Origin of the sequence: Caulobacter ginsengisoli (assembly GCF_030814835.1) — a bacterium.
Lineage (GTDB): Bacteria > Pseudomonadota > Alphaproteobacteria > Caulobacterales > Caulobacteraceae > Caulobacter > Caulobacter ginsengisoli.
The window spans coordinates 54,904-76,021 of record NZ_JAUSVS010000014.1; the positions used below are offsets into that span (position 1 = coordinate 54,904).

Consider the following 21,118-nt stretch of genomic DNA (forward strand, 5'->3'; position numbering starts at 1 on the left):
CATGTGTCCAACCCCGTATACAGCCAGCTCGCCAGATTAGCTTCGCCGCGGATCGCTTCGTCAAACAGCCATATCAAGACGTCGCCGCAAGCTTACTATCAGACTTGGCGTTCGATTGAGTAAACGCGTGTTAACTATTGACCAACACTTCGTGATGAACCGTCTCGGCTGGCGGAGAACGCCGAGAATCGCGGCGCGCAAACTCATCGACATTGCTGATTCCATCACCGGACGACACGCCAGGGTATATGTCTCGAAAGTTGCCCGCACAAGAGGCGGCCGTCATGGTAGGCGACTAGATTTCGACGGTGTCTCGCGGCGCCTTGGCGGCCCGGACCAGGCCCGTGCCGTCCAGGGTCGCGCCATCGAACCTGGCCGGGCCGCTGTTCCCCAGCGTCGACAGATCGGTGGCCTGGAAGATGGCGTGCGAGAGGTTGGCGCCGCGAAACGACGCGCCCCGCAGATCGGCCCGGCTGAAGTCGGCGCCGCGCAGGTCGGCGCCGTCGAACACCGCCCCTTGCAGCTGGGCGTCCATGAAGCTGACCCCGACCGCGACGCTGTAGCGGGCGGTCAGGCCGGCCAGCAGGCGGGCGGCGAATTGGGTGGCGGCCGGGCGCAGGTCCAGGCCGTCCAGCATGGCCGGGTGGCCCTCGCCGCCGTGGGTGGAGACCCAGCGATCGGCCTGGTCGAGTTCGTGGCGGATATCGTCCAGTCGCGCCTTGGCCTCCGGCGTGGGGTCGAGCAGGCAGCCGGACAGCGCCTCGGGCGGCAGGCCCAGCGAGGCGACATCGACCCCGGTCAGTATGGCGTTCTGAAACCGCGCGCCGGCCAGCCGGGCGCCCATCAGGTCGGCGCCGTCGAGATTGGCGCCGTCGAAGCGGGCGTTCTTGAAGTTGGCGTTGCGCAGCCGGGCGCCGCGCAGCGAGGCGTTGGCGAAATCGACTCCGAAAGCGGCCGCGTCCGAGAGATCGGCGCCGTTCAGCCGCGCGCCGACCAGGCTGGCCATAACCTTGTCGGCGAGGGCGCCGATCAGGGTCAGGCCCTTCTCGTCGTCCGCCGCGCACAGCACCGCGGCCCGCATGTCGGCCCCGTCCAGATTGGCCGCTTCCAGCTTGGCGCCGGTGAAGGCCGCGCCGCGCAGATCGGCCCGCACCAGCCTGGCCTCGCTGAAATTGCAACGCGAGAGGTTGGCGCAGTAGAGCGAGGCGCGGGTCATGTCGGCGCCCACGAAGCTGCCGCCCGACAGGTCCGAGCCGGTGAAATCGATATCCGTCAGCAGCCGGCGGTCGCACCGCACATCCGGCAGATCGACATAGCGCGGCAGGGCGCGGGCCCCGCCCTTGCCCAGGGCGAAGGCCTCATGGGCGCGCAGCATCGCCTGGAACCGGGTGGGGTCCATCCGCACATTGCGGGCTTCGACGCGGGTTTTCAGGCTGCGAACCGACATTCCGTATCTATGGCGGCAATTGTTGAAAGAAGACTGAGCAACAGCAGGCATAGATCGACTTTGATCGGCGTCCGAAAACGGCCAGCCCGGCGTTTTCCGATGCGCTAGGGTCGATGCATGAAGGCCATTCCCCTGTTGCGCGAGCGGTTCGCCACCCCGGTCGGCGAGTTCCTGCTGATCACCGACGAGGCCGGCGCCCTGCGCGCAGCCAACTGGTCGGACCGCGAATACCGCATGGCGCCGGCGCTGAAGGGCGCGACCCTCGACGACCGGTCCTCGCCCTCCCCCGGCCGGCTGGCTCTTGAGGCCTATTTCGCTGGCGACCTTACCGCCATCGACAGCCTGGCCGTGGACACTGGCGGCACGCCGTTCCAGCAAGAGGTCTGGACGAGACTGCGAACCATCCCGGTCGGGGCGACCTTCACCTACCGGCGCCTGGCCCAGAGCATCGGCCGGCCCAGCGCCATCCGCGCCGCGGGCCTGGCCAATGCGACCAACCCGGTCAGCGTGGTGGTGCCCTGCCACCGGGTGATCGGCTCGGACGGCTCGCTGACCGGCTATGGCGGCGGGCTCGAGCGCAAGGCCTGGCTGCTGAATCACGAGGGCGTCGGGGTTTGACGCAGATCAAGGCTGGGCCGCCCTGACGGGCCAGGATGGCGGTGTTTCTGGAGACCCGCCATGCCGCTGCCCACCCTCTACCTCTACGGTGTCATCGGCGCGTTCAGCGTCTTTGCCCTGACACTGTTCGTCGTCTCGCTGCTGACCACCACCACCAAGCGCTGAGCTTTCGACGCGCCGCCCCGACGGCGCGTTTTCGCTCGCACAAAAAATGACGCCGGCGTCAACTTCGCGGCCGGCCAACCCGGAGAACGCCTATGCTCAACGTCAAGCTGGTTACCGAACCGCCGCAGGAAATCCGCGAGTTCGACAACGAACTCACCCACAGGCTCAGCCCCGACGATGTCGAGGTGGTGCGGGAGATCTTCAACACCCCGCTGACCGGCAGCTACAACTGGGATTACCAGGACGCCAACGCCAAGATCCGCAAGCTCTATGAGCTGGGCAAGAAGTTCAACTGGGACGCCCAGCTGGACGTCGACTGGGACGTCCCCTTCCCCCATACCGAGGCCCCCAACGACGCCCGGCTCAACGCCTTCGCCGGCCACCCGAAATACGAAGCCCTGACCGATCAGCAGAAGCTGGACTTCGCCTGGCGCAGCCACGCCCAGACCCTGTCGCAGTTCCTGCACGGCGAGCAGGGCGCCATGCTGGTGGCCAGCCAGCTGGTCTCCTGCGCCCCGACCTATGACGCCAAGCTCTATGCGTCCTCGCAGACCTTCGACGAGGCGCGGCATGTCGAGGTGTTCCACAAATACCTGACCGAGCGCTGCAAGCTGATCTATCCGATCAACCCCAACCTCAAGCTGCTGCTGGACAAGGTGCTGACCGATCCGCGCTGGGATCTGAAGTTCATCGGCATGCAGATCCTGATCGAAGGCCTGGCCCTGGCCGCCTTCCAGTCGATGCACCAGACCACCCGCGACCCGCTGCTGCGCCAGGTCGTCGAGCTGGTGATGCGCGACGAGGGCCGGCATGTGGCCTTCGGGGTCAACTATCTGGAAAACTGGATCCGCGCCCTGCCCGAGAACGAGATCGAGGAGCGGGCTCAGTTCGCCTACGAGGCCTGCGTGATCATGCGCGAGCGGCTGTTCAGCACGGAGGTGGCCATGGAATTCGGCTTCACCCGCGACGAGGCCCGCGAGATCAACCACAACGCCCAGAGCGGCCAGGCCTTCCGCGACTTCCTGTTCGAACGGATGATTCCCAACCTCAAGCGCATCGGGCTGCTCACGGAGAGCGTGCGGCCCAAATTCGAGGCCCTGGGGGTGCTGAAGTTCGAGGACGCCGTCCATGACGGCCTGATCGACTGGGCGACCCTGGAGAAGCCGCTGCCCACCAAGAGCCAGCTCATGGCCGCCGAGTAGCCGCCTCCAGATCGCGCGGGAGAAGCCCCGGAGCCCGACACTCCGGGGCTTTTTCTTGCCTGCGACGCCACCGCGGCGTCTGATCGCCGTCCCAGCCCGCGAGACCGATCATGGACGAGCTTCCCTACAAGACCTGGCAGTGCCGCACCTGCGGCTACATCTACGACGAGGCCGTCGGCGCGTCCGACGAAGGCCTGGCCCCCGGCACGCGCTGGGCGGACGTGCCGGCCAGCTGGGTGTGCCCCGACTGCGGGACGCCCAAGAGCGACTTCGACATGGGCGAACTGGAGTTCTGAGCATGGCCTTCGCCAAGGTTCATATCGGCCTGACCAACTGGGCGGCCGACATCGTCACCGGTCGCCACAGCCTGATTTCGGACGAGCCGGCGGCCCTGGGCGGCGAGGACGCCGGGCCCTCGCCCTTCCAGCTGTTGCTGGCCTCGCTCGGCTCCTGCACCGCCATCACCCTGCGGATGTACGCCGAGCGCAAGGGCTGGCCGCTGGAGGCGGTGGATATCGATCTACACTATCGGGCCGAGGGCGAGGCGCGCTCGATCACCCGCGCCCTGACCCTGCAGGGCGATCTCGACGAGGCCCAGCGCGCGCGGCTGGCCGACATCGCCGAACGCACGCCGGTCACCCTGGCCCTCAAGGGCGGGGTTGCGATCACCACCACCCTCGCCTGAAACTCCGCCTCCGTAGGGGGCGGACGGCCCGCCCGAGGCGCGCAGCGAGCGCGCCCGTGGCCGGCCAGGTGGGGGTGTTTGGGCGAGGGCTGGGACTATCCGGATTCGCCGGGGCGGATTGCAAGGCGCCCGAGAGCTATCGGCGAAAGCCACGCCCCTGCCCGAAGACCCCCACCGGACCGCGCTCTGGCGCGGTCGTCCTCCCCCTACGGGTGAGGAGTTCTTCTTGCTATGGCGCCGCGCGCGTGCTTATGTAACAAGATGGTTACGAAGACTCAGCTGCGCGACCCGGCGGTGTTTCACGCCATCAGCGACCCGACCCGCCGGGCCATTCTCGACGCCCTGCGCGGCCGTGAGCTGGCGGCGGGCGAGCTGGCCCGGCGGTTTCCGGTCAGCCGGCCGGCCATCGCCCGGCATGTCGGGGTGCTGAGCCGGGCGGGCCTGGTGCGGCATCGGCAGGTCGCCCAGAGCCGGATCTATGCCCTCGAACCGGCCGCCCTCGCCGAGGTGGCGGCCTGGCTGGAGCCCTACCGCCTCTACTGGGCGGCGCGGCTGAGCGATCTCAAGAGCGTGGTCGAGGCCGACCTCGCCGCCGAAGGGGAGGACTCCCATGACTGAACTGACCCACGCGTTCGAGGCCGCCATGCCGGTCACGCCCACGCGGCTGTTCCAGGCCCTGACCGATCCGGCCGAACTGGCCGGCTGGTTCGCCGAACACGCCGACATCGACCCGGCGGCGGGCCGGTTCCGGTTCTGGGGCCGCTCCAGCTACTCGACGCCGACGGCCGCTGAGGCGGACCAGGTCTTGAGCCGGTTCGAACCCGGCAAGGGCCTGACCTTCAGCTGGACGGTGCAGGGCCAGCCGAGCCAGGTCGACTGGCGGATAGAGGGCGATCCCAAGACGGCCGGAGACGCGATCTGGAAGGTGCGCCACCATTTCCCGGTCGCCCCGGCGATCGGCCGGGCGAAGTCGCTGATCACCGACCTCTGGAGCTTCCATACCGGCGCCCTGAAGACCCATCTGATCGGCCAGCCGGTCGACCTGCCCGACTTCACCGATCCCGCGCCGCGGGTTCGCCAGTCGATCTTCGTCGCCGCCCCGCGCGAGCGGGTGTTCCAGGCCCTGATCGACCCCGAGATTCTCAACCGCTGGATCGCCAGCGCCGCCAGGGTCGAGCCGCGGGTCGGGGGCGAGATGAGCTATGGCTGGGAATACAAGGTCGACGGCCGGCCGGTGACCGGCGGGCCGACCCGCATCCTGGAGCTGGTTCCGAACGAGAAGCTGGTCACCGACTGGCCCGACTGGCGGCTGGAGCCCGGGGCGCCGGTGACCACCGTCTCCTGGACCCTGACCGACGAAGCCGGCGGCACCCGGGTGACCCTGACGCATGGGACCTTCGAGCGGCCCGCCGACATCGGCGACTATCCGTACGGCTGGCAGGACTTCCTGGTCGCCCTGGCCCGGCTATTCGCGGCGGGCGGTGAAGCGGCCTGAGGCGCCGTTGGCCTGGATGGTCCCGCTCATGGTGTCGCCGGTGAGGGCGCCGCTGTAGGTCACGTCGAACTTCTGGACCAGGAAGCTGGACTGGTAGGTCCAGCCGATCCGACCGCCCGCCGCCGAGCCGCGGGTCAGGGCGTGCGGCGCCGACTTGGGCGGGGCCTTGGGGTTGTTGGTGGCCAGGTCCGTGCAGGTCCCGGTGAGACGCTCGCCTGCTTGCTGGAAGACGCAGCGCAGCTCGAACTTGAAACCGCTAACGGAGCCGGACACGCGCCAGGTTCCGGCCGGCGAGGCGTCGGCCGCCATGGCGGGAGTGGCGGCGGCGAGCAGGGCGATGGCGATGAGGGCGGGCTTCATGGCGTTACTCCGTCAGGTGTGGCTGTCGATGAAGGCCTCGACATCGCGCAGGACCGGGGCGACGCCCCGCAGCGGCGCGGCGAAGACCCCGATGGTCATGGCGTGGGTGACGCGGCCGTACTGCCGGGTCTCGACCAAGCCGCCCTTGTCACGGATGCGCTGGGCCAGGCGGGCGGTGTTGCCGGGATTGACGACACTGTCCCTGATCCCGACACCCAGGAAGGCCGGCGGTCCCTCGCCATCGACATAGTTGATGGGCTGGGTGGCCGGGCGCTGGTCCTCGGGGCCGAAGATGATCTTCAGCTCATCGCTGTGCAGCGGCAGGAAGTCGTAGGGGCCCGAGAGACCGATCAACGCCTTGACGTCACGACGGGGGTCGAGCCCCACGGCCGCCAGCCAGCGCCGGTCGTAGGCCAGCATGGCGGCGTTGTAGGCCCCCGCCGAATGGCCCATCAGCACCAGCCTCGCCGGATCGCCGCCGTAGTCGCCGGCATGATCGCGCGCCCAGCGCACGGCGCGGGCATTGTCCTGCAGGAAGACCGGATAGTTCACCTCGGGATAGACCCGGTAGTCGGGGATGAAGACCGTGTAGCCATGGCTGGCGAGGGCGGACCCGGCGAAGGCGTAGATCGAGCGGCTGCCGCTGTTCCAGCTGCCCCCATAGATGAAGACCACGACCGGTCCAGGCCCGCCGGACCTGGGACGATAGATGTCGAGGCGGTCATGCGCGCCGGGACCGAAGGCGACATCCCGCACGATCTCGACCCCGGTCCTGGGCTCGATGCGGTTGAGGACGTCGACGGTCGAGCAGCCGGCGAGGCCGAGCGAGGCGAGGGCGGCGGCAAAGAGGCGTCTGGGCATGAGCACGGACGCAATACGCGCGCCGGCGCGATCTGGTTTACCCCAGGCCTGGGGTCGTCAGGCCCAGCCCTTCGGCGGGGCGCGGTCCAGTCTGCTCTGCGGGATCAGCCCTCGCATCCGCCTGGCGAAGCTGCGCAACGCCACCTCGCCGCGGCTCAGCGGCCCGGCGGTGAAGCTGGACGAGCCCATCCCGGCCTGGACCCGCTCGATCAGGTCCTTGTCCTCGATATTGACCCGCCGGTTGATCCGCCAGTTCAGATACCGCGCCGCCTTCATCTCGCGGCGGTCGTCGGGCAGGACATAGGCGATCTCGCGCAGCATCGTCCGGGTCGGCGAGACCGGGATGAACTGCATGAAGTCGACCTGGTCGGGATAGATGTCGAAGGCGATGTTCGGCCAGAGCTTGAAATAGGTCCACAGCCGCCGGCGCTCGGCCGGCAGGTGATCGACGTCCGGCAGCATGGCCTGGTAGCGCCGCTCGGACCAGTTGTCGGAGGGGGCCTCGCGCAGCACGCCCCACATCTTGTCGACCCAGTCCCCGGCCTCCAGGCCGTAGCTGGCCCCGAACAGCCGGGTCAGGCCCGGATGGGCGACGGTGATGTGCAGGCTGTCGGAGTAGTTGTCCGAGACATTCTTCCAGTTCACGTCGCGGGGCCGCAGGGTGACGCGGCCCAGCGGCTGCAGCTCCTCCATGCGGTAGTGCGCCATCTCGGCCAGATAGGCCTCGCCCAGCATGTCGCGCACGCTGGGCAGGCCCGGCTCCAGGCGGATGAACACAAACCCCAGGCAGACCTCGGCCTCGACCGGCGCCAGGCCGAACCGCTCGGTGTCGAAGTCGATGAAGTCGCGCTTCAGTGGCACCCCGGCCAGCCGGCCGCGCAGGTCATAGCTCCAGGCGTGATAGGGGCAGGTCATCCGCAGGCCGCAATTGCCGGTCGGCCCATCGACCACCCGCGAGGCGCGGTGGCGGCAGACATTGTGGAAGGCGCGGATCAGGCCGTCGTCGCCCCGCACCACCACGATGTTCTCGCCCAGGAAGTCGAGGGTGTGGAAGTCGCCGGGGTTCGGGATGTCGTTCTGGTGGCAGACGATCTGCCAGCTGGGCCGGAACACCGCCTGGACCTCGGCCCGGAAGAAGTCCTCGTCGTGATAGATCCAGCCAGGCAGGCCCCAATCGTCGCTGTCCTGACGCGGAGCTTCTGTGGAGGCGGGAAAGCGGACGGGATCGGCCATGCCGCGATTGTCTCAAGCTTCGCCGCGGGCGTCCAGCCGCCGGGACGCGGGCGGACCCGGAGGCCCGCCCGCGTCCCGCTCAGCTGAACAGGAAGTCGTCGGCCGACACCTTGGCCAGGGTGAAACCCTCCAGCACGATGCTGTCGCCCGTCCCCCAGCTGACCACCACGTTGCCGGCGACCACCGAGAAGAACAGGTCGGAGAAGTCGTCCACCCCGGCGATGCCTGAGAGTTCGATATGGTCGACATTGTTCTTGAAGTCGGTGACCCGGTCGTGGCCCTCGCCGGCCCCGAACACGAAGACGTCGGCGTCCTTGCCGCCGGTCAGGATGTCGTCGCCCAGGCCGCCGATCAGCCGATCCTCGCCCTTGCCGCCGTCCAGGGAGTCAGCGCCGAGTTCCCCCTGCAGGGTGTCGGCGCCCGCATCGCCGCTCAGCACGTCGTCGCCATCATGGCCGGAGACGATGTTGTCGCCGTTGTCGCCGATCAGGGTGTCGGCGAAGCTGGAGCCGCCGAGGTTCTCGAAGTTCTTGATCTTGCCGTTGCCGCCCCAGCCGTCGTCCAGGATCTTGTTCTGGCTCATGTCGACCACGACGCCATGGGTGGCCAAATCCTGCTCGGCGATGCCGTCATGGTTGGCGTCGATCAGCCGGACCTCGCTGAACGAGTCGATGGTGTCGATCCCGTCGCCGCCGTCGGCCAGGGCCGCGGCGTCGTTGAAGACGAAGGTGTCGTCGCCGCCATAGCCGTAGCCCTTGTCGCCCTTGCCGACGAACAGCAGGTTGTGGCTGTCGTCGCCATGGAAGAGGTCGGCGAAGATCGTGCCGGCCCCCAGGCCTTCGACCGAGACCATGGTCTCGGCGTTGCCGAAGCCGTCGTTGGCGATGGTCTGGGTGCGCAGGTCGGCCACCACGCCCTGGGTGGCGTCCATGGCGAAGAAGCTGACCCGGTCGAAGCCGTCGCCGCCATCATAGTGGTCGACGCCGCTGTTGCCGCGCATCAGGTCGTCGCCCTCGTCGCCGAAGATCTGGTCGTCGCCGGCGTCGCCGACCAGCTGGAGGTCGTCGCCGGCGCCCCCATGGATGACGTCGTTGCCGCCGCCGCCGCGCAGGATGTCGGCCCCGTCCAGTCCATCCAGGCGATTGGCGGCGCCGTCGCCGATCAGGGCGTCGTCCCCGGCGGAGCCCGCGACGTTCTCGATGTTGAAGATCTGGCCGGAGCCGCCGAAACCGTCGTCCTGAATGAGATGGGATTGCAGGTTTACCGCCACGCCGTTGGTGGTGAGGTCTTCATCGGCCAGGCCGTCGCTGTCGAGATCGACGAAGCGCTGCTGGGTGAAGCCGGTGATGCTGTCGATCCCGTCGCCGCCATCCAGGAAGGCCGGGGCGTCATGGACCTGGAAACTGTCGTCGCCGCCGAAGCTCTCGATATGGTCGCCGCCGCCGACCAGCATGAAGTTGGCGCCGTCGTTGCCGTAGAAGGTGTCGGCGAACCGGGTGCCCAGGCCCAGGTCCTCGATGCCGGTCATGGTCTCGGCGTTGCCGAAGCCGTCATTGGCGATGACGCCGGTGCGCAGGTCGGCGACCACGCCCTGGGTCGAGGCCGCGTCGAAAAAGCTGACCCGGTCGGTCCCGGCTCCGCCGTCGTAGCTGTCGGTCCCGGCATTGCCCCGGAACAGGTCGTCGCCGTCGCCGCCGATCAGCGTGTCGTCGCCCGCGCCGCCGCGCAGGAAATCGTCGCCGTCGCCGCCGTCGATGACATCGGCGCCGCCAGCGCCGGACACGCTGTCGTTGCCGCCTTCGCCTGTGATGGTGTCGTCGCCTGACGTGCCGACAAGCGTATCGTCGTCCGGCGTACCGGTTATGAGGGCCATGGGGTTGCTCCTGCCAATTGAACACACAGGAACGCCGCCCCACGCCCCCGGGAGACCCGCGTTCGGCGGTAAACCTAGACAGACGATTTTGGTTAAAACCACCGGGTCGTGGTCACCATCGTGTGATCACAGTTTGCGGCCGGCGGCCGGCTTCACGCCTCCGGCGCATAGGCCCGAAGGAAGGCCTCCACCCCGGCGGCGACCGTCTTGCGAATGGCGGCGTCGTCGAGTTCCGGCACGACGCCCATCAGGCGCATCTGGTGCATGCCCGACAGGCACAGCTCCTTGAAGTGGCGGGCGATGAGCGTGCGGTCGGTCTGGCAGATCACCCCCCGCGCCATCAGGTCCTCGAAATAATCGCCCAGCCGCAGCTCGCCGATCTGCGGACCCGATTCGTAGAAGATGCGGCCCAGCTCCGGAAAGCGGCCGGCCTCGGCGATGACCACCCGGTAGATACTGGTGCGCGGCTCGGAGGTGATGAACTCGAAGAAGGCGCAGCCGAATTCGATCAGACCGTCATGCAGGTCTTCCCCCGCCTGCGGCAGCCTGGCGAACAGCGGCAGCACGTCCTCGGAGCAGATGTCCTCCATGAAGGCGGCGAACAGTTCCTCCTTGGAGCGGAAGTAGTTGTACAGCGTGCCCTTCGAGCCCCCGAGCCGGGCGGCGATCGACGACATCGAGGTCGCCGCATAGCCGTCCTGGCGGAAGGCGTCCCCGGCCACGGCCAGGATGGCGCGGCGGCGCTGGTCGCTGCGGGCGGCGCTGGGCTGGAACCGGGCGGACGCTGGGGCCGTGGCGGCGGAACTTTCGGTCATGGGCGCAGATTTAATTTGACGTTGGCGATTTTGGGAATATGTCATGACCGTACGGTACGGTCAAATTTGCAGATTGACGCATGACTCTCTCCTCGTCTCTTCGCGGCGTTTCGGCGCTGGCGATCGTTCTGGCCCTCGCTGGCTGTGTCTCGACACCCGACCTGGGGCCTAAGCCCAAGCCCCTCGCGGCCGCCGACCTGGCCAGCGTCCGCAGCCTGGCCGCGCCGGTCGCCGACTGGCCACAGGACAGCTGGTGGACCGCCTATGGCGACACTCAACTGAGCCAGCTGATCGAGGAGGCGCTGAAGACCTCGCCCAGCCTCGCCCAGGCCCAGGCGCGGATGCGCAAGGCCGACGCCCAGGTCGGGACGGCCCGCTCGGCCCTGCTGCCCCAGGTTTCGGCCAACGGCCAGGTCGCGACGACCGAATCCAGCCGCAACATGGGCTATCCGCCCTTCATCCAGCAGCAGCTGCCGCAGGGCTATCAGGACAACGGCCGGGTGACGCTGGACGCCAGCTGGGACCTGGACCTGTTCGGCCGCAACCGCGCCGCCCTGGCCTCGGCCACATCCGAAGCCGAAGCCGCCCGCGCCGACGCCGCCCAGGTGCGGCTGACCCTCTCCACCGCCGTCGCCGGCGCCTATGCGGACCTGGCCCGCCTCTATGCCCAGCGTGACGCGGCCGAGGGCGCCCTGAAGGTGCGCCAGCAGGTCGAGGACCTGGTCGCCCAGCGGGTGCAGAACGGCCTCGACAGCAACGCCGAGCTCGATCAGGCCAAGGCTGCCACCCCCGCCGCCCGGGCCGACCTGGCGGCGCTGGACGAGCAGATCGACATCGCCCGCCACCGGCTGGCCGCCCTGCTGGGCGCCGGCCCGGACCGGGGCCTGGACATCGCCCGGCCCGGCCCGACCGCCCTTAAGCCCTTTGGCCTGCCCAGCAATCTCGCCGTCGACCTGATCGGCCGCCGGCCCGACCTGGTCGCCGCCCGACTGCGGGCCCAGGCAGCGTCCAAGCGCATCGATGTGGCCAAGGCCGACTTCTATCCGAACATCGACCTGAGCGGCTATCTGGGCCGCCAGTCCCTGGGCATCGATCTGCTGACCCAGCCGCAGTCGAATATCGGCAACCTGGGCCTGGCCCTGCGCCTGCCGATCTTCCAGGGCGGCAAGCTCAAGGCGGCCTACAAGGGTTCGCGCGCCGACTATGACGCCGCCGTCGCCGCCTATGACGAGACGCTGACCGGCGCCTTGCGCGACGTCGCCGACGCCGCCGCGACCAGCCGCTCGGTCGCCGACCAGCTGGCCAGCCGCCAACAGGCCCTGGCCGCTGGCGAGAACGCCTGGAAGCTGGCCCGCCTGCGCTACGAGAACGGCCTCTCCAACTACGTCGCCGTGCTCACCGCCGAGAACGATGTCCTGACCCAGCGCCGGGCCGTCGCCGAGCTGCAGGCCCGCGCCTTCACCGCCGACATCGCCCTGGTCCGCGCGCTGGGCGGCGGCTTCACCGCCAACTGACTTTTTCCTCCCCTCCCCGATCCGATACGCCTTGCCGGAGCCATCCATGGCCAACGAAACCTCCGCCCCGCCCGCTGGCGGCAATCCCGCCAACCCCAAGAACGGCCAGCGCCGCAACCGTCTGCTGACCCTGCTGGGCGTCGCCGTCCTGCTGGGCGGGATCGTCTACTTTTTCTACTGGCTGCTGGTCAGTTCCCACCACGTCTCGACCGACAACGCCTATGTCGGGGCCAGCACCGCCCAGGTGACGCCCCTGGTCAGCGGCGCCATTATCAGCGCCCCGGTCGGCGACACCAGGTTCGTCCACAAGGGTGACGTGCTGGTCGTCCTCGACCCCACCGACTACCGCATCGCGCTCGCCAGCGCCGAGGCCGCGCTGGGCCAGGCCGAGCGTCGGGTCAACCAGTACGCCGCCAACACCGCCGCCGCCGCCGCGACCACCGCCGCCCGCGGGGCCGACGTCTCCAGCGCCCAGGCCAAGGTCCAGAGCGCCCAGGCCGATGTCGACAAGGCCCGGGCGGAGCTGGGCCGCCGCCAGAACCTGGCCGGGACCGGCGCGATCTCCGGCGAGGAGCTGACCACCGCCAAGTCCGCCCTGACCAACGCCCAGGCCGCCCTCGACGGCGCCCGCGCCACCCTGGCCCAGGCCCGGGCCCAGCAGGCCGCCGCCAGCGGCCAGCAACAGTCGGCCGCCGCCCTGATCGCCGGGACCAGCCTGGCCGACAATCCCGAGGTGGCCGCCGCCCGGGCCCGGGTCGCCCAGGCCCGGCTGGACCTGGAGCGCACCGTCATCCGCGCCCCGGTCGACGGGGTGATCGCCAAGAACACCATCGAAGTTGGCCAACGCGTGCAGGTGGGGGCGGCGCTGATGAGCGTGGTGCCGATCCAGACCGCCTATGTCGACGCCAACTTCAAGGAGGTGCAGCTGCGCAAGGTGCGGATCGGCCAGCCGGTCGTGCTGACCAGCGACCTCTATGGCGGCGGGGTGAAGTTCCACGGCAAGGTCGTGGGCCTGGCCGGCGGCACCGGCTCGTCCTTCGCCCTGATCCCGGCCCAGAACGCCACCGGCAACTGGGTCAAGGTCGTGCAGCGCATTCCCGTGCGCGTCAGCCTGGATCCCAAGGAACTGGCCGCCCATCCCCTGCGCGTTGGCCTCTCCATGAAGGCCGACATCGACGTGACCCGCTAGTCCGATGAGCCACGCCGCCCAACCGACGGTCCCGACGCTCACCGGGACCTCGCTGATCCTCGCCGCCCTGTTCCTGGCCCTGGGCAACTTCATGGTGGTGCTGGACATCACCATCGCCAACGTCTCGGTGCCGACCATCGCCGGGGGCCTGGCCGTGTCGCCCAACCAGGGCACCTGGGTCATCACCTCCTATTCGGTGGCCGAGGCCATCACCGTGCCGCTCACCGGCTGGCTGGCCGCGCGGTTCGGAGCGGTGAAGGTTTTCCTGTTCGGCCTGATCGGGTTTGGCATCTGCTCGGCCCTCTGCGGCCTGGCCCCGAGCCTCGGCTTCCTGGTGCTGTTCCGGGTCATGCAGGGTCTCTGCGGCGGTCCGATCATGCCGATGTCCCAGACCCTGATGATGAGCATCTTCCCGCCGCAGCAACGCGGCCAGGCCATGGGCATCTGGAGCATGACCACGGTCGTGGCCCCCATCGTCGGCCCGATCCTGGGCGGCTCGCTGTGCGACACCGTCGGCTGGGAGTGGATCTTCTACATCAACGTGCCGGTGGCGGCCGCGGTCGCCTTCTTCGCCTCGCGGATCCTGGCCGGCCATGAGACCCAGATCGTCAAGCGGCGGATCGACTATATCGGCCTCATCCTGCTGATCGCCTTCGTCGGATCGCTGCAGATCATGCTGGACAAGGGCAAGGAGCTGGAATGGTTCGACTCGCCCTTCATCATCGGCCTGGCGATCACCGCGGTGGTCGGCTTCATCGCCTTCCTGATCTGGGAGCTGACCGCCGCCGAGCCCATCGTCGACCTCAGGGTCTTCCGCCATCGAGGCTTCACCAGCGCGGTGATCACCATCAGCCTGACCTTCGGGGCCTTCTTCGCCAGCATCGTGCTGATCCCGCTCTGGCTGCAGACCAACCTGGGCTACACGGCCACCGAGGCCGGCCTGGTCACCGGCTGGGGCGGGGTGCTGGCGGTGGTGATGTCGCCGATCGTCGCCAAGCTGGTCGGCAAGATCGATCACCGCGCCCTGGTGTCGTTCGGCGTCCTGTGGCTGGCCGCGGTGACCCTGGCGCGGTCGCAGTTCACCACCACCATGGGCTCCTGGTCCATCGCCCTGACCTTCCTGGCCCAGGGCTTCGCCATGCCCTTCTTCTTCATCCCGACCAACCAGATCGCCCTGTCGGCCGTCGAGCCGCACGAGACCGCCTCGGCGGCGGGGCTCTCCAACTTCCTGCGCACCCTGTCGGCCGCCTTCGCCACCTCGCTGATCACCACCCTGTGGGACCAGTCGGCCACCCGCGACCGCTCGGCCCTGGTAGACAACCTCAACGACTCGCAGGGGACGGTCGACAAGCTGGGGGCCATCGGCCTGACCGGCGATCAGGCGGTGCGCCAGGTCGACGCCCTGACCCAGGGCCAGGCCATCATGCTGGCCACCGACCACATGATGCAGATCACCGTGGTGGTCTTCGTCATCGCCGCGATGGTGGTCTGGCTGGCTCCCAAGCCGCCGCCGGGGATGGTGCAGGCGGGCGGCCACTAATCAGACAGTGACAATACGACAGCGTACTGTCACTATTCAGCCATGCCGGAGGATGATCGCTATACCGCCCGCGACCTGGCGGCCCTGACCGGGGTCTCCGAGCGCACGGTCCGCTACTATGTGCAGGAGGGTCTGCTGCCGCCGCCGGCGGGACGCGGGCGCGGGGCCCACTTCACCGACGATCACCTGACCCGCCTGAAGCTGATCCGCGCCCTGCAGCAGGCCGGCAACGACCTCGACACCATCGGCGACTATCTGATCGAGCTGAAGGGCGCCCTGGCTGAGACCGGCGCCAGCGTCGAAAGCGTCCTGGCCGTCTGGAGTGGCCGCAACGAACGAGCGGCAATGGTCGAGCAGTGGCGGCAACGCGGAAACATCCCTCAACTGCTGCGCCGCTATCGCATCGCCACTGGCGTGGAGCTGACCGTCGACGCCCAGGCCGCAGTCGCACCGGCCCGGCTGGAAAAGATCCTGCGCGACCTGCGGCAGGCCTTCGGTGACGATGAGGACGGCCCCTGAAGCCTACTTCTTGGCCGGCTTGGGCGGGGGTGGCGGGCAGACGTCGCCGATGCGGTGAGCGTTGGTGCTGAAGGTAGCCGAGAGCGGCACGCCGGCCAGCTTGCCGCTCAGGTTGGCGGTGATCTGGAAACGATCGGGCGAATAGCTGCCGTTCGCCACGACATCGACCTTGCGGCCCTTCTTGTCGACGCAGGTGCCCTTGAAGCTCATCCTGCCGCCGCCCACCGAACGATACGGATAGGTGCACTTATAGTGGCGGTTGCTGGGGCCCTGCTGGAACTTCTCGACGTCCTTGGCGGTCAGGCAGCGCTTCTCGTTGGTCACCTGGGTGAAGACCAACTGGGCTTTGTTGGTGCTCTCCCAGTAGCCGGGGCGGATGGTGGCCGTGTCGGCGCCGATAGCCGAGGTGGCGACGCCGGCGGCGGCGAGGGCGGAGAAGATCCAGAGGCGGTTCATGAGAGGCTTTTGGCTGGCTGGGGCTGAACTGTCCATGAATGAGCAGGATGGCGGTTTTCCGGCGCTCGCGGAACCGGGTTCGCCTGCGACCGTTCGCCTGCGGTCATGACACACCGCAAGACACTGTTGATCGGCGCCACGCTGCTGGCGCTGTCCGCCTGTTCGGCGCACGCCGCCCTGCCGCCTGCCGCCGGCTTTGGTCCCCGGCCCCAGCTCCCCGAGCCGCGCAAACAACTCATTCCCAAGGTCAAGATCGCCCCCGCTGTCGGCTGGCCGGCCGGCGCTGCCCCGACCGCCGCGCCGGGGTTCGCGGTCCGCCCCTTCGCCACGGGCCTGACCCATCCCCGCTGGCTCTACCGCCTGCCCAATGGCGATGTGCTGGTCGCCGAGACCAACGGTCCGCCCGAGAAGCCGCGCGATATCAAAGGCTGGGTGATGGGCAAGGTGATGAAGAAGGCCGGGGCCGGCGTGCCCAGCCCCGAACGCATCACCCTGCTGCGCGACGCCGACGGCGATGGCGTCGCCGAGACCAGGCAGGTCTTCCTCAGCGGCCTGAGATCGCCGTTCGGCATGGTCCTGGTCGGCGACACCCTGTTCGTGGCCGACACCGACGCGGTGCTGGCCTTCGACTATCGCCCCGGCGCGACCAGCCTCAGCGGCCCGGGCCGCAAGGTCGCCGACCTGCCGGCCTTTCCCATCGACCATCACTGGACCAAGAACATCATCGCCAATCGCGAGGGGACCAAGCTCTACGTCACCGTCGGGTCTAACTCGAACGTCGGCGAGAACGGCCTGGACAAGGAGGTCGAGCGGGCCGCCATCCTGGAGATGAACCTGGACGGCTCGGGCCGGCGCATCTTCGCCTCCGGCCTGCGCAATCCCAATGGCCTCGCCTGGCAGCCGCAGTCGGGCCAGCTCTGGACCACGGTCAACGAGCGGGACGAGATCGGCGACGACCTGGTCCCCGACTACATGACCTCGGTCAGGGACGGCGGCTTCTACGGCTGGCCGTTCAGCTGGTACGGCCAGCATGTCGATACGCGGATCAAGGAGAAGGACCGCCGCCCCGACCTGGTCGCCCGCGCCATCGTCCCCGACTATGCGCTGGGCAGCCACACCGCCTCGCTGGGCCTGGCCTTCGACGACGCAGGCCTCTTTCCGGCCCGCTACCGGAACGGCGCCTTCATTGGCCAGCATGGCTCGTGGAACCGTGGCGAGTTCAACGGCTACCAGGTGATCTTCGTCCCCTTCGCCGGCGGCATGCCCTCAGGCCCGGCCGAGCCGGTCCTGACCGGCTTCCTGGATGACAAGGGCCAGGCGATGGGCCGCCCCGTAGGCGTGATCCTCGACAAGGCCGGGGCGCTGTTGGTGGCGGACGATGTCGGTAACACCGTCTGGCGGGTCACGCCGGCCGCCTGATTTGGGCAGGGTGACACCCGCAGCGGGGCGAGCTACCCATTCGGGTCCACAACGAGACCCGCCATGCGCCGCTCCCCTACCCTCGCCCTGCTCCTGACCGGCGCCGCCCTCCTGGCGCTCAGCGCCTGCGGCAAGGCCAGCAACACCCCCGCCTCCGCCGGCTACGGCCCCAATCCCAACCTGCCGGCCCCGCAGACCTCGGCCCTGCCGACGGTCAAGACCGCCAAGGCCATTGGCTGGCCGGCCGGCGCCACGCCGACCCCGGCGCCTGGCCTGGCCGTGGCCCGCTTCGCCGAGGGGCTGAACCATCCGCGCTGGCTCTACCGCCTGCCCAACGGCGACGTGCTGGTCGCCGAGACCAACGGCCCGGCCAACAAGCCCAAGGGCTTCAAGGGCTGGGCGGCCAAGATCATCATGGGCGGCGCCGGCGCGGGCCAAGCCAGCCCCGACCGCATCGTCCTGTTGCGCGACGCCGACGGCGACGGCGTGGCCGAGACCCGCCACGCCTTCCTGACCGGCCTTCACTCGCCCTTCGGCATGGCCCTGATCGGCAGCGACCTCTATGTCGCCAACACCGACGCGGTGCTGAAATTCCACTACATCGACAACGAAACCGAGATCACCACCAAGGGCGTCAAGATTCTCGACTTGCCGGCCGGGCCGATCAACATGCACTGGGCTCGCAACCTGCTGGCCGCCCCGGACGGCTCCAAGCTCTATGTCTCGGTCGGGAGCAACTCGAACATCGGCGAGAACGGTCTGGACACCGAGATCCGCCGCGCCTCGATCCTGCAAATGAACCCGGACGGCACCGACCCCAAGGTCTTCGCCTCGGGCCTGCGCAATCCCAACGGCATGGCCTGGAACCCGGCCAATGGCGAGCTGTGGACGGCGGTCAACGAGCGGGACGAACTGGGCAACGACCTGGTCCCCGACTATATGACCTCGGTCAAGCCGGGCGGCTTCTACGGCTGGCCCTACAGCTATTACGGCCAGCATATCGACGCCCGGGTGAAGACCCAGCGCCCGGACCTGGTCGCCAAGGCCATCGTCCCCGACTATGCGCTCGGCCCGCACACCGCCTCGCTCGGCCTGCTGTTCTACACCGGCGTCCTGCTGCCCGAGCAGTATCGCGGCGGCGTCTTCGTCGGCCAGCACGGTTCCTGGAACCGCAACCCGCCCAGCGGCTACAAGGTGGTCTTCATTCCGTTCGTGGCGGGCAAGCCGTCGGGCCCGGCGCGGGACATCTTGACCGGTTTCCTGGACAAGGACGGCAAGGCGCGCGGCCGGCCCGTGGGCGTGATCGAGGATCAGCGGGGAGCGGTGCTGGTTGCCGATGACGTCGGAGGGGTGATCTGGCGGGTGACGCCAGTCAAATCAGTCGGCGGCGAGTGAAATGAGTAGTGATCCCGCGCCGCCGGCCGACCTCGAATTGCTTCTTGAAGGTGTTCATGACGAGCAGACCCTCGGAATCTTTCTTCACGCTCTAGCGGCCGACTTCGACGCTGACCGCACACTGCTAGAGGCCGATCCGGAGCGATACAAATACGCTTCAGGCCCGCTGGGATGGGAAGTCGGGACAATCTCCGACCTCCTTTACAATGCAGCGGCAGAAGCGGGTCGGCGCCCCCCGCTCAGGCCTCCCGTCGCAGGCAACCCCTGGAAGCGTTGCGCCGAAATGCTGCTGATCGCCAAGATCACGGAGTGAGTTTGCGGACCGTGTAGTTGGCAAACGAAAAGCGGCGGAGGTCACCCTCCGCCGCTTCCATGTCTCAAATGACCTGACGGCCTAGAGCCGCTCGACGATGGTCACGTTGGCCAGGCCGCCGCCTTCGCACATCGTCTGCAGGCCGTACTTCTTGCCGCGTTGGCCGAGCGCGTTGACCAGAGTGGTCATCAGCTTGGTCCCCGAGCCGCCCAGCGGGTGGCCCAGCGAGATGGCGCCGCCGTTGACGTTCAGGCGGTCCGGATCGGCGCCCGTCGACTGCAGCCAGGCCACGGGGACCGAGGCGAAGGCTTCGTTGACTTCGAACAGGTCGATATCGTCGATGCTCATCCCGGCCTTTTTCAGGGCCAGCTTGGTGGCCGGGATCGGGGCTTCCAGCATGATCACCGGGTCATGGCCGATGACGGTCATGTGGTGGATGCGGGCCAGCGGCTGAACGCCCAGGGCTTTCAGGCCCCGCTCGTTGACCACCATGACGCCCGAGGCGCCGTCGCAGATCTGGCTGGAGGTGGCGGCGGTGATGGCGCCGCCTTCCTGCAGCAGCTTCACCGCCTGCATGGCTTCCAGGCTGGCCTCGAAGCGGATGCCCTCGTCGACGGTGTGCAGCTCCTTGGAGCCGTCGGCGCCGGTGACTTCCAGGGCGACGATCTCGTCCTTGAAGGCGCCGCTCTGGGTGGCCGCGATGGCCTTGCGGTGGCTGTTGTAGCCGTACTCGTCCAGCTGGTCCTTGGTCAGGCCGTAGTTCTTGGCGATCATCTCGGCACCGGCGAACTGGCTGAACTGGATGTTGGGATAACGCTCCTGCAGCCTGGGGCTCATATAGCTGCCCATGCCGGCCTTCAGGGCCAGGACCGCGGACGTGCCCATCGGCACGCGGCTCATGCTCTCGACGCCGGCGGCGATGACCACGTCCATCGAGCCCGACATCACCGCCTGGGCGGCGAAGTGCAGGGCCTGCTGGCTGGAGCCGCACTGGCGGTCGACGCTGGTGCCCGGCACGCTTTCCGGCAGGCGCGAGGCCATGACGGCGTTGCGGGCGACGTTGATGGCCTGCTCGCCGACCTGGCTGACGCAGCCCATGATGACGTCTTCGACGATGGCCGGATCGGCGCCGGAGCGGTCCAGCAGGGCGTCCAGCACGGCGGCGGACAGATCGACGGGGTGCCAGCCCGACAGGCGGCCGCCCTTGCGGCCCCCGGCGGTGCGCGCCGTCGCTACGATATAGGCTTCACCCATGACCGTTCTCCCGAAGGTTTCTGTTTACGTCAACGTCAAGTAATGCGCTGTTTTCGTTCTGCCAAGTGTGACGCAGCGTCAGGTTTTCTTCAGTCGGTGTGAACCCGCCTGTAGCCGCCGCGCAGGAAAACCAGGGGCTCGTGGCCCGGATCGTAGCCGACCTTGAGCACCTTGCCGACAAAGACGCGGTGATCGCCCGCGTCAAAAGCGTAGTGCGTTTCGCAGTCGAAATTGGCCATGCAGCCGGGGATGATCGGGGCGCCGGTCTTCCAGACCTCCGGGGTCAGCCCTTCGAACCGGTCGGCGTTCTTGGCGGTGAACTGCCGCGACAGGACCTGCTGGTCGACATGCAGCACATTGATCGCGAAGAAGCCCGAGGCCTCCAGGGCCGGCAGGCAGGAGGCGTCATGGCCGATGCACATCAGCGCCAGCGGCGGGTCCAGCGAGACCGAGGCGAAGCTGTTGGCGGTGAACCCGACCCGCTCGCCCGCCTGGTTGAGCGTGGTGACCACGGTGACGCCGGTGGTGAAACAGCCGAAGGCGTCGCGCAGGGCCCGGCCATCGGCCGTGGGATCGTTGCCATCCAGGTCGAAGATGTGCGCGCCGCTCATTCTTCCCTTCTGGGGAAAAGGCGGCGATTGGGCAAGCCAAGCAGATCGGCCGACTCTCAAAATTCCTCGCCCGTTGGGCGAGGTGGCGGCGAAGCCGACGGAGCAACTATGTTGTGGCTGTCATTTGGGTGACCCATGGCTGGCCTCGGCTGAG

Annotated in this window: 22 protein-coding genes; 13 read left to right on the plus strand and 9 right to left on the minus strand. The window is 68.4% G+C overall.

What is annotated here, in order from left to right:
* Positions 1–295 precede the first annotated feature (295 nt).
* Complete coding sequence (locus tag QO010_RS22745; RefSeq protein WP_307352906.1) at positions 296–1,447, minus strand: pentapeptide repeat-containing protein; 1,152 nt, start codon at positions 1,445–1,447, stop codon at positions 296–298.
* A 117-nt stretch (positions 1,448–1,564) separates the two neighbouring features.
* Between QO010_RS22745 and QO010_RS22750 the strand changes: the two genes are divergently transcribed.
* From QO010_RS22750 to QO010_RS22775, 6 genes are all read left to right on the plus strand, one after another.
* Positions 1,565–2,065, plus strand: a complete 501-nt coding sequence (locus QO010_RS22750; RefSeq protein ID WP_307352907.1) for a methylated-DNA--[protein]-cysteine S-methyltransferase — start codon at positions 1,565–1,567, stop codon at positions 2,063–2,065.
* Positions 2,066–2,322: 257 nt separating this feature from the next.
* Entirely contained in the window at positions 2,323–3,432 is a 1,110-nt protein-coding gene (locus QO010_RS22755) for a ferritin-like domain-containing protein (RefSeq protein WP_307352909.1), read from the plus strand.
* Between the two features lie 110 nt (positions 3,433–3,542).
* Complete coding sequence (locus tag QO010_RS22760) at positions 3,543–3,728, plus strand: rubredoxin (protein ID WP_307352910.1); 186 nt, start codon at positions 3,543–3,545, stop codon at positions 3,726–3,728.
* A 2-nt stretch (positions 3,729–3,730) separates the two neighbouring features.
* On the plus strand, positions 3,731–4,117 hold the full coding sequence (locus tag QO010_RS22765) for an OsmC family protein (RefSeq protein ID WP_307352911.1): 387 nt from the start codon (positions 3,731–3,733) through the stop codon (positions 4,115–4,117).
* A 261-nt stretch (positions 4,118–4,378) separates the two neighbouring features.
* On the plus strand, positions 4,379–4,735 hold the full coding sequence (locus QO010_RS22770) for an ArsR/SmtB family transcription factor (protein ID WP_307352912.1): 357 nt from the start codon (positions 4,379–4,381) through the stop codon (positions 4,733–4,735).
* Positions 4,728–5,612 (plus strand): SRPBCC family protein, encoded by an 885-nt coding sequence (locus QO010_RS22775; RefSeq protein WP_307352914.1) that lies wholly within the window; start codon positions 4,728–4,730, stop codon positions 5,610–5,612. Before QO010_RS22770 ends, QO010_RS22775 begins: the two co-directional genes overlap by 8 nt.
* Here the strand turns inward: QO010_RS22775 and QO010_RS22780 are convergent.
* The 5 genes from QO010_RS22780 to QO010_RS22800 form a co-directional block, all read right to left on the minus strand.
* Positions 5,583–5,972 (minus strand): hypothetical protein, encoded by a 390-nt coding sequence (locus QO010_RS22780; RefSeq protein WP_307352916.1) that lies wholly within the window; start codon positions 5,970–5,972, stop codon positions 5,583–5,585. The two genes, QO010_RS22775 and QO010_RS22780, sit on opposite strands and share 30 nt — an antisense overlap.
* 12 nt (positions 5,973–5,984) lie before the next feature.
* Positions 5,985–6,833 carry an alpha/beta hydrolase gene (locus tag QO010_RS22785; protein ID WP_307352917.1) on the minus strand — a complete coding sequence of 283 codons (849 nt, stop codon included), beginning with the start codon at positions 6,831–6,833 and terminating at the stop codon, positions 5,985–5,987.
* 57 nt (positions 6,834–6,890) lie between these two features.
* The gene (locus tag QO010_RS22790; protein ID WP_307352918.1) at positions 6,891–8,066 is read right to left on the minus strand and encodes an aromatic ring-hydroxylating oxygenase subunit alpha; all 1,176 of its coding nucleotides are present in this window, start codon (positions 8,064–8,066) and stop codon (positions 6,891–6,893) included.
* Positions 8,067–8,145: 79 nt separating this feature from the next.
* On the minus strand, positions 8,146–9,939 hold the full coding sequence (locus tag QO010_RS22795; protein ID WP_307352919.1) for a calcium-binding protein: 1,794 nt from the start codon (positions 9,937–9,939) through the stop codon (positions 8,146–8,148).
* 152 nt (positions 9,940–10,091) lie between these two features.
* On the minus strand, positions 10,092–10,754 hold the full coding sequence (locus QO010_RS22800) for a TetR/AcrR family transcriptional regulator (RefSeq protein ID WP_307352920.1): 663 nt from the start codon (positions 10,752–10,754) through the stop codon (positions 10,092–10,094).
* Between the two features lie 80 nt (positions 10,755–10,834).
* Here QO010_RS22800 and QO010_RS22805 point away from each other — a divergent pair, with 80 nt between their 5' ends.
* From QO010_RS22805 to QO010_RS22820, 4 genes are read left to right on the plus strand one after another with little or no spacing between them, the layout of a single operon-like run.
* On the plus strand, positions 10,835–12,268 hold the full coding sequence (locus tag QO010_RS22805) for an efflux transporter outer membrane subunit (RefSeq protein WP_307352921.1): 1,434 nt from the start codon (positions 10,835–10,837) through the stop codon (positions 12,266–12,268).
* A gap of 46 nt (positions 12,269–12,314) precedes the next feature.
* Positions 12,315–13,457: an HlyD family secretion protein gene (locus tag QO010_RS22810; RefSeq protein ID WP_307352923.1), complete on the plus strand. Its 1,143-nt coding sequence runs from the start codon at positions 12,315–12,317 to the stop codon at positions 13,455–13,457.
* A 4-nt stretch (positions 13,458–13,461) separates the two neighbouring features.
* Entirely contained in the window at positions 13,462–14,997 is a 1,536-nt protein-coding gene (locus QO010_RS22815; protein WP_307352924.1) for a DHA2 family efflux MFS transporter permease subunit, read from the plus strand.
* Positions 14,998–15,039: 42 nt separating this feature from the next.
* Complete coding sequence (locus QO010_RS22820) at positions 15,040–15,516, plus strand: MerR family transcriptional regulator (RefSeq protein WP_307352925.1); 477 nt, start codon at positions 15,040–15,042, stop codon at positions 15,514–15,516.
* Between the two features lie 3 nt (positions 15,517–15,519).
* Here the strand turns inward: QO010_RS22820 and QO010_RS22825 are convergent, their stop codons facing one another.
* Positions 15,520–15,972 (minus strand): DUF3617 domain-containing protein, encoded by a 453-nt coding sequence (locus QO010_RS22825; RefSeq protein ID WP_307352927.1) that lies wholly within the window; start codon positions 15,970–15,972, stop codon positions 15,520–15,522.
* A 105-nt stretch (positions 15,973–16,077) separates the two neighbouring features.
* On the opposite strand from QO010_RS22825, the gene QO010_RS22830 reads away from it, so the two are divergent.
* The 3 genes from QO010_RS22830 to QO010_RS22840 all read left to right on the plus strand — a co-directional run bounded on the left by QO010_RS22830 (position 16,078) and on the right by QO010_RS22840 (position 19,099).
* A complete protein-coding gene (locus QO010_RS22830) occupies positions 16,078–17,391 on the plus strand; it encodes a PQQ-dependent sugar dehydrogenase (RefSeq protein WP_307352929.1) in 1,314 nt (437 codons plus the stop codon).
* A gap of 63 nt (positions 17,392–17,454) precedes the next feature.
* Positions 17,455–18,786: a PQQ-dependent sugar dehydrogenase gene (locus tag QO010_RS22835; protein WP_307352930.1), complete on the plus strand. Its 1,332-nt coding sequence runs from the start codon at positions 17,455–17,457 to the stop codon at positions 18,784–18,786.
* Between the two features lies 1 nt (position 18,787).
* A complete protein-coding gene (locus QO010_RS22840) occupies positions 18,788–19,099 on the plus strand; it encodes a hypothetical protein (protein ID WP_307352932.1) in 312 nt (103 codons plus the stop codon).
* 81 nt (positions 19,100–19,180) lie between these two features.
* Here the strand turns inward: QO010_RS22840 and QO010_RS22845 are convergent, their stop codons facing one another.
* Positions 19,181–20,353, minus strand: a complete 1,173-nt coding sequence (locus QO010_RS22845; RefSeq protein ID WP_307352934.1) for an acetyl-CoA C-acetyltransferase — start codon at positions 20,351–20,353, stop codon at positions 19,181–19,183.
* Between the two features lie 89 nt (positions 20,354–20,442).
* Positions 20,443–20,964: a flavin reductase family protein gene (locus QO010_RS22850; RefSeq protein ID WP_307352936.1), complete on the minus strand. Its 522-nt coding sequence runs from the start codon at positions 20,962–20,964 to the stop codon at positions 20,443–20,445.
* Between the last annotated feature and the right edge of the window lie 154 nt (positions 20,965–21,118).